7 protein-coding genes are annotated in these 8,230 nt (G+C 44.6%); all 7 read right to left on the bottom strand.

Features of this window, described 5'->3' with window-relative positions; genetic code table 11:
- Positions 1–32: 32 nt before the first annotated feature.
- The 7 genes from thrS to ACI35L_RS12880 all read right to left on the bottom strand — a co-directional run bounded on the left by thrS (position 33) and on the right by ACI35L_RS12880 (position 8,008).
- On the bottom strand, positions 33–1,961 hold the full coding sequence (thrS, locus tag ACI35L_RS12910; protein ID WP_049669912.1) for a threonine--tRNA ligase: 1,929 nt from the start codon (positions 1,959–1,961) through the stop codon (positions 33–35).
- Positions 1,962–2,330: 369 nt separating this feature from the next.
- A complete protein-coding gene (locus ACI35L_RS12905) occupies positions 2,331–3,185 on the bottom strand; it encodes a putative sporulation protein YtxC (protein WP_439803056.1) in 855 nt (284 codons plus the stop codon).
- 133 nt (positions 3,186–3,318) lie between these two features.
- Positions 3,319–4,260: a primosomal protein DnaI gene (gene dnaI, locus ACI35L_RS12900; RefSeq protein ID WP_049669910.1), complete on the bottom strand. Its 942-nt coding sequence runs from the start codon at positions 4,258–4,260 to the stop codon at positions 3,319–3,321.
- Positions 4,257–5,654 (bottom strand): replication initiation and membrane attachment family protein, encoded by a 1,398-nt coding sequence (locus tag ACI35L_RS12895; protein WP_049669909.1) that lies wholly within the window; start codon positions 5,652–5,654, stop codon positions 4,257–4,259. The genes dnaI and ACI35L_RS12895 overlap by 4 nt, the downstream gene beginning before the upstream one ends.
- 72 nt (positions 5,655–5,726) lie before the next feature.
- Positions 5,727–6,185, bottom strand: a complete 459-nt coding sequence (nrdR, locus tag ACI35L_RS12890; protein ID WP_049672785.1) for a transcriptional regulator NrdR — start codon at positions 6,183–6,185, stop codon at positions 5,727–5,729.
- 161 nt (positions 6,186–6,346) lie between these two features.
- Positions 6,347–6,721, bottom strand: a complete 375-nt coding sequence (gene speD / locus ACI35L_RS12885; RefSeq protein WP_049669908.1) for an adenosylmethionine decarboxylase — start codon at positions 6,719–6,721, stop codon at positions 6,347–6,349.
- A 258-nt stretch (positions 6,722–6,979) separates the two neighbouring features.
- Positions 6,980–8,008, bottom strand: coding sequence for a glyceraldehyde-3-phosphate dehydrogenase (locus ACI35L_RS12880; RefSeq protein WP_439803055.1), 1,029 nt, complete (start codon positions 8,006–8,008; stop codon positions 6,980–6,982).
- Positions 8,009–8,230 lie beyond the last annotated feature (222 nt).

Below are 8,230 nucleotides of genomic sequence, written 5' to 3'. Positions count from 1 at the left end.
AATGCGCATGCATTTGGGTCTTTCTCTACTCGTTATTTCAATTCGCCTTTGATGATTGTAAGGAAGTCTTCAAAAGGCATAACTTCGGATTTTTGTTCTCCGTATTTGCGGACATTGACTTGGCCGTTTTCTTGTTCTTGGTCACCAATGACGAGCATGTACGGGATCTTGAGCATTTGAGCTTCACGGATTTTGTAGCCCATTTTCTCATCGCGAAGGTCCACTTCTACGCGCAGTCCTGCTGCTTGGAGGTCTGCTTCGATTTTCTTCGCGTAATCAAGGTGTACATCCGGAGATACAGGGATGACTTGTACCTGTACCGGTGCGAGCCATGTTGGGAAGGCTCCTTTGTATTCCTCAATCAAGAAGGCAACGAAGCGTTCCATTGTGGATACGACACCGCGGTGGATAACAACCGGACGGTGCTGTTTGCCGTCTTCGCCAACATATGTTAGGTCGAAACGTTCTGGCAGCAAGAAGTCAAGCTGTACAGTGGAAAGTGTTTCGTCTTTTCCAAGGGCTGTTTTCACTTGAACGTCTAGTTTTGGTCCGTAGAAGGCTGCTTCTCCTTCTGCTTCGTAATAGTCAAGGCCAAGCTCATCCATGGCTTCTTTCAGCATGGATTGTGCTCTTTCCCACATTGCGTCATCATCGAAGTATTTTTCTTTATCTTCCGGATCGCGGTAAGAAAGACGGAAGGAGTAGTCCTCCATGCCGAAATCTTTGTATACTTCAAGAATTAAGTTCACGACACGCTTGAATTCGTCCTTGATTTGATCAGGGCGAACGAAGACGTGGGCATCATTCAATGTCATCCCGCGTACACGCTGCAGTCCAGCAAGGGCACCGGACATTTCATAGCGGTGCATCATGCCAAGCTCAGCAATACGGATTGGAAGCTCACGATAGCTGTGGATGTCATTTTTGTAAATCATCATGTGGTGCGGGCAGTTCATCGGGCGAAGGACAAGCTGCTCATTATCCATATCCATGATAGGGAACATGTTCTCTTGGTAGTGGTCCCAGTGTCCGGATGTTTTGTATAGATCCACGCTTCCCATGATTGGTGTGTATACATGGTCATATCCAAGCTTTTGCTCTTTATCCACGATATAGCGCTCAATCACGCGACGGATTGTCGCTCCTTTTGGAAGCCATAATGGAAGGCCTTGTCCAATCAATTGGGAGTTCATGAACAGGTCAAGCTCTTTCCCAATCTTACGGTGGTCACGCTCTTTCGCTTCTTGAAGGAGGCGAAGGTGCTCATCAAGGTCCGCTTTATTGAAGAAAGCTGTACCATATACGCGTTGAAGCATTTTATTGTCGCTGTCTCCGCGCCAGTATGCACCAGCGATGTTCAATAATTTAAATTCCTTGATTTTGCCTGTGGATGGTACGTGTACTCCGCGGCATAGGTCAAAGAATTCACCTTGTTCATAGATTGTGACGGTTTCATCTTCAGGAATCGCATCAATCAATTCAAGCTTGTACTCATCACCAATTTCTTCGAAGAGACGTTTCGCCTCATTACGGCTGACTTCTTTACGTACAACCTCAAGGTTCGCGTTGATGATTTTTTTCATTTCCTTCTCAATCACCGGAAGGTCTTCTGGTGTGATGGACTCATCAAGATCCATATCATAGTAGAATCCGCCTTCAATGACCGGACCTACTCCGAATTTCACGTTTTTGTAGATACGTTTCACAGCTTGAGCCATTAAGTGCGCTGTGCTGTGGCGAAGAATCTCAAGTGCTTCCGGCTGGTCTGGTGTGATGATTTCAACAGAAGCATCTTCAAGGATTGGTCTACGCAGGTCATAAAGGGCTCCGTTCACCTTTCCGGCAAGTGCCTTTTTCTTTAAGCCTGAACTGATGGAGGAAGCGATTTGTTCAGTTGTTGTCCCGGCATCAAATTCCTTTACCGCTCCATCCGGGAATGTAATGTTAATTTTCTCGGCCATGTCTGCCACTCCTTTTTTTGCAAAATAAAAAGCCCGCCCCTCAATATATATCAAGGGACGAGCTGTTATGGATTTAGTCATAATACCCGCGGTTCCACCCAAATTCCGGCATTTCTGCCGACACTTAGTTTCTGTTAACGGAGTTCTCCGTCAGCCAATACTAGCCCTTCGTAAGCGTTCCTGACTGAAGTTCAAAGGTGGTAAGCATATCTGCTGTTGCGAGGAAGCTTTCAGCCGGCGGCTTCCCTCTCTAAACGCAAAGCGTTTGATCATGCCCGTGTCCTTATCATAACTTATCTTCTATATGAGGTTTGGTATGTAGGTAATTATAAAAGCTTATGATGACAAAAGCAAGGAGGTTGAATAAAATTATCTCGTATCCCCCGCTTCCCTCACACGCTCAGCAAAGCTTCTAGGGTGAGCAATAATAATCCGTTCCTCAAAGATTTTTTGGAGCGTCCGGATAATTCGAATTTCCTCATCTTCAGCATAAATAAAAATTTTCCGCGGCGCCATCGAAACGAGAGGAGCAATCGTATTGGAATCCACGAACATCGGATTTTCTGCCATCAGCTTACGGTCAATTGTGTTTGCAAGATTCCGTTTGGATATGAGCTGAAAATGCTGATTATAAAAGAAGAATTCGTCATTGTAGACGAGATGGACCTCCTCTAATAGCGGACGCCTTACCTCAAGGAGCCCTCGAATCAGGTAAATAAACTCCTGATAATCCTGTTCAAGCTTATATTCATCAATGGCAATACCAACGAGCGCAACGAGATCATCCTGTATGGAGCGCATTCGGAAATTCCATAAGGATTGATAGGAAAAAGGAACTTGTTCAGAGACAATGTCCTGGAACAAGCCTAATATCCTTTGCCTTACCTTCTTTGGAAGATTATTCGCTCCGTGATAGACAACTTCCCCCTCCCACATTAGCATAGCCATTTCCGCTATGTGCTCCACCTCATCCTCATCTTGGAAGAAATAGCGTTCCTCAATGATTTCCCGGATTTTCCTCTCCAAATGATAAGATGAGAAAAAGGAGAATAAGAATTCTATCAAAGCAAGGCAGACTGCCTGATCCTGATTCGGTTCAAGGCGGAAGGAGATGAACGTTTGTTCATCGTTCTCGGCTGGACAGACTGCCTGTTGGATGATTGGACGACTATTCTGCAAGCGCATTTGCCAGCAGGCTTGTTCTTCCCGTGAATCAAAATACACCGTGAGCAACCAAATCCCTCCAAACTTAACGAAACTTTATAATCCATATATATGGGACAATGCATTCCTTTAGAATGGCAGGATCAAATTATGAGGTATGAAAAAAGACTGCCAACAAAGGCAGCCTCCATTTCTATTCTCTTCTGTTCTTTCCATCCATCTCGACTGGTACAGTCAGATTCCGGACACGTTCCATGATTCGTTTCCCCTTCACGCGCTCCTCTTCTCCTCGTTGGGTATAAGAGAAATGATGTTCGAGCTCCTTCCAGTTGAAATTCGATGTAAAGAAGGTCGGCAAATTCTCATGCATCCGGTATTGGAGAATCGGACCGAGCACGTCATCACGGGCCCACGCACTCATGGTCTCCGCTCCGATATCATCAATCATTAGGACCTGTACCTCTTTAAGGGCATCGATCTTTTGATTGAAGGTGTTTTCAGCGAAGGAGCCTTTCAACTCACGCAGGAACTCGGGCCAATAGACAATATGGGAGGAGATGCCGTCCTCTGACAAGCCATTAGCAATGGCGCCGAGGAGATACGTCTTGCCGACACCGAATTCCCCGTATAAATAGAGCCCTTTATTATGGATGCCTTTTTTATAATTATCGACGAAATTCTTAGCCTTCTCGATTGCTTCAATTCTCGCCTCTGTCACATACTCATCAATATATAAATCAGCGAAGGTTGCATTCACAATCTCCTTCGGCACATGGCTCGCGTGAATCAGCTTCCGCAGGCGGTTCTTCTCCTCATGGAGGAGTTTCTTGCGGCATGGCTCATAGGATACATCAATTCTCTTTCCTTGGATGAATAAGCGCGGGGTATGTCCGCCAATTAAGTTACGGCAGCTTTCAAGCGATGGACATTCATCACATGTCTTCGTTTGAGTCGCATACTCATACAATTTGTTCATGCTCTTCTCAACCATGTCATTGGTCAATTCATCCTCATGCTCACGCAAAAAGGCGCGAACATCCGGGTTGCTCAAAACCAGATTGCGCATTTCATCCCATCTTTTCTGGAAGCTCTCTCGATTCCCCAGCTTATTCAATGAGTCCTGTATATTCTTCACTGCTTCTCACCTCCCTGCTGAGTTCCGCCTTGTATTTGTTCCTTCAGTCTCCGCGCCCTCTCAGCAATATCCTCCGTCTGAGCGGCTGGCTCCTTTTTCTTCTTGTCATCCATCCATTCTGGAATCATTTCTTTCCTTCCGGAGGTATTTACGCGGCGATTCGTTGTTTTGGCCGTTTTATTCTGCTTCTCATCGGCCCATTTTTGGTACTTCTTATGCTCACTCTTGGCTGTATCATAGGCTTCGCGTACGGTCGTAATCTTTTTGCGGGCCCAATGGGAGGCAATCGTCTCCACATAGCTTGCCTGAAGCTTCATATCCGAACGTAGCATGACATAATGGAGAAGGACATTAACAACGCCTGGCGGCAGCTTTTGATTAACCATCACCTTTTCAACAAGCGCCAGATCTTTCTCTGATGGCAGAGCGCCTTCAGATAAGCTGACTAGAAATTCCAGCGGTGATGTCGTTTCAAATGTATAAAGTAAATGCTCCTCAGGCGTTTTCGGCTCAAAGATGGTGCGCTCATATTCCGGCTGCACCCGTTCAATAATAGCCGGCATTTCCTCACCATGATTGATTAAGAACAGCTCACGCGCACTTTTGCGCAGCTCGTCAATATCTATCTCTTCATGCTCATTTTGACAGCGGAGGATGAGCTTGCTCATGTCCATAACCCCTATCTTGTAAAGATAGGCAAGCGTCGCGACCGCCTCCATAACAGCTGGAGTAAAGGATTTCCGCGAGATAAAGCTGCTCTTTAAGGACGCGAATAATAATTCAAAGTCAAATTGCTCGATGAAATTAGCGCTGTATCCCTGCACATCTTTAGAGAAGAACTGATTTTGGGTCGTTGTTTTCGGCTCAGCCAATTCCTTCGGATTCTTGAACTCTGATTCAAATACATCCGTAAATGAGTGAGTAACATCCTCATAATCATCTGGAATCTTCTTATCAGAAAACATCGATAAGAGCCGCTCATAATGTCTGCTGTCGAGCTTTTGCTGAAGATAAATTGGCAATAGATCATCGTGGAAAAATGCATCCGGCGTGAGCGGAGGCATGATTTCATAAATAAAGACATTTCCTTCGGCAGCAGCCTTCTTATAGGTCTTTAACAAGCCGATTCCTTCTAGCCTTCTGCGGCATTGATAGATGTCATCAAGCGGCATTCCGAGTACATCCATCAGCCATCGGTGGGTGGTCTGCTTTGAATACATCATCCCGGTAGTCACCTCGTTAAGGAAGGTCAAATACAGCGAGATAGATAGACCGCCGATCAGCGGCTGATACAGATACTGAATCACCTTATGATCCATCTCTGACAATTTATCCTTATACAGGACAACATATCGATCTTTTGGGTTTACGAACATCCAGGAATATTGCATCATATTTACAAACCTTTCGCCTGCAAGAAGTGATAATGGCAAAAAAGAGCTAAAGAAACTGCCTTCAGCCCTGTTTTAATCTTCTTTTTTTATTAATTCCTTTAATTCCTTAATAAATACGTTGATATCTTTAAACTGTCGATAAACAGAGGCAAACCTTACATAGGCGACTTCATCCACCTCAGCAAGACGGTCCATGACCATCTCTCCAATATGGTCGCTCTTCACCTCGGAGAAGCCCTGATTTCGCAGTTCCTTCTCTACTTCTGTCGTGATTTCCTCTAGTTCCTTCAAGGCAACATGGCGTTTCTCACATGCCCTGATTAATCCGCGAAGGATCTTCTCACGACTGAATTCTTCACGGGCACCGTCTTTCTTCACCACAATCAAAGGTATTTCCTCTACCTTCTCAAACGTGGTAAACCGGTAGCCGCAGGACTCACATTCTCTTCTTCTGCGTATGGAACGACCTTCATCCGCAGGCCGGGAATCGAGCACTCTTGTCCCGTTATGGTGGCAAGTTGGACATATCATTTCGATTAGCACCGTCCCTTTCTCTATAGTTCTATCTTATAGAAACAAGCCCTTTTGGACAAGTGTTTGTTTCAAATAGACAAAAGCTGCTTTGTATTATACGGCGATTCGTCAAAAAAAGGATGCGATTCTTAATCGGCATCCCTTTCAAATAGTTGAATTTACATGGCGTGAACTCTTCTTACAGCAACAGGCCCCATGCCTCTTGGTATCTCAAAGGTTTCCTTCTTTTGAGCATTCAAGGCATCAGCGATATAGTTAGCTGCAACGTTCGGATCAAGGTCACCGCAAGTATATACATCAATACTAGCATAACCGTGTTCCGGAAAACTATGAATCGTTAAATGCGATTCAGAAATGATGACGACTCCACTGACTCCTTGGGGGGCGAATTTATGAAAGGCAACCTCTCTTACTTCAGCTCCCGACCTAAGTGCAGCATCTACAAAAATTTGCTCGATCTTATTCATATCGTTCAACTTTGTTAAATCACAGCCCCATAATTCCGAAATGACATGACGACCAATAGTTTTCATATTTAATTCCCCCTTCAAGCATTTAAACGAATTTGATACCTTCGTTTCTGGCCGCAACTGCCACGGGGGAAAGTTAGTCCTACGAGGTCCTAACCCTTTAAGCAGCCAGTGCCAGGATATGAAGTTCACGGTTTTTAGTATATAATTTTTAGGTTGTTTTTGCAACAAAACCCTGCCAATTATTGTATTTCCTCCCATATTCGTTGTCCAAAAATAAACCGCTCCCATTTATACGGGAGCGGTTTTTACTATCCTTATTCAGCTTACTTGTGCTTTTTCCTTTACGAGTAAATGGGCTACATGGTTCACTAAATCTACAACCCTGCATGAATAGCCCCATTCATTATCATACCAAGCAAGGACCTTTACCTTTTGTTCGCCAATCACCATGGTTGACAGACTGTCAATAATGGTTGAATGCGGATTGGTGGTGAAATCAATGGAAACGAGCGGTTCCTCGCAAACCTCCATGATCCCAGCAAGCTTCCCGCCTGCTGCATTCTTCAATGCTCGGTTGACATCATCAGCCGTAACTGGTGTTTTCAAGTCAACGACCAAGTCCACAAGAGATACATTCGGCGTCGGCACACGGAGCGCTGTCCCGTGCAGCTTGCCCTTTAATTGTGGCAGAACGAGTGATAAAGCCTTGGCAGCACCTGTTGTAGTCGGAATGATACTTTGTGCACAAGCTCTTGCTCTCCGCAGGTCTTTATGCGGATTGTCGATATTATTCTGGTCATTCGTATAGGCATGAACCGTTGTCATCAAGCCATTATCAATGCCAAACTGCTCATCAAGCACCTTGGCAAGCGGAGCCAGGCAATTCGTTGTACACGAGGCATTAGAGATAACGAAATGATTGGCGATATCCAATTGCTCTTCATTGACACCCATGACAATTGTGACATCTTCGTTTGTACCCGGCGCTGTAAGCACTACCCTCTTTGCCCCAGCTGTTAAATGAAGAGATGCCTTATCACGATGATTGAATTTGCCAGTTGCTTCAATCACGATATCAATTTCAAGACTTTTCCACGGCAAAGCTTCCGGGTTTCGGTTATTAATCAGCAATACTTTCTTCCCATCCACGACTAAATGATCCTCATGTGGAACGACTTCCCCCTCAAATCGTCCATGAGTAGTATCATACTTTATTAAATGCGCTAGTGTTTCCGCAGGATAGCTGGCGTTGATCGCTACAATTTCCATGTTGTCTTCTTTGATGGCCTTCCGGAATACCATTCTCCCGATACGACCAAATCCATTGATTGCAACTCTAGCCTTCATTCCATTTCCCCCTAATATGAGTTATACAATTAACCAAAAATTATATAAATAGTATAGCACATTAGATAAAATACTGTATAGTTTGAACGCCTTTTTTTGGCAATTAAAACCCTTCCATTTGCATAAAATGGGAATAATTCAATGCGATAACTATTAGCATATAGGGTAGCCCTGGCAAACGATTCGAGGATGAACAAAGGATAATAAAAGGAGAGGGCTCTT

This window comes from Pradoshia sp., assembly GCF_051873915.1.
Taxonomy (GTDB): domain Bacteria; phylum Bacillota; class Bacilli; order Bacillales; family Pradoshiaceae; genus Pradoshia.
Note: the sequence above shows the minus strand (reverse complement) of the source record. Positions and strands in the feature narration are given on the sequence as shown.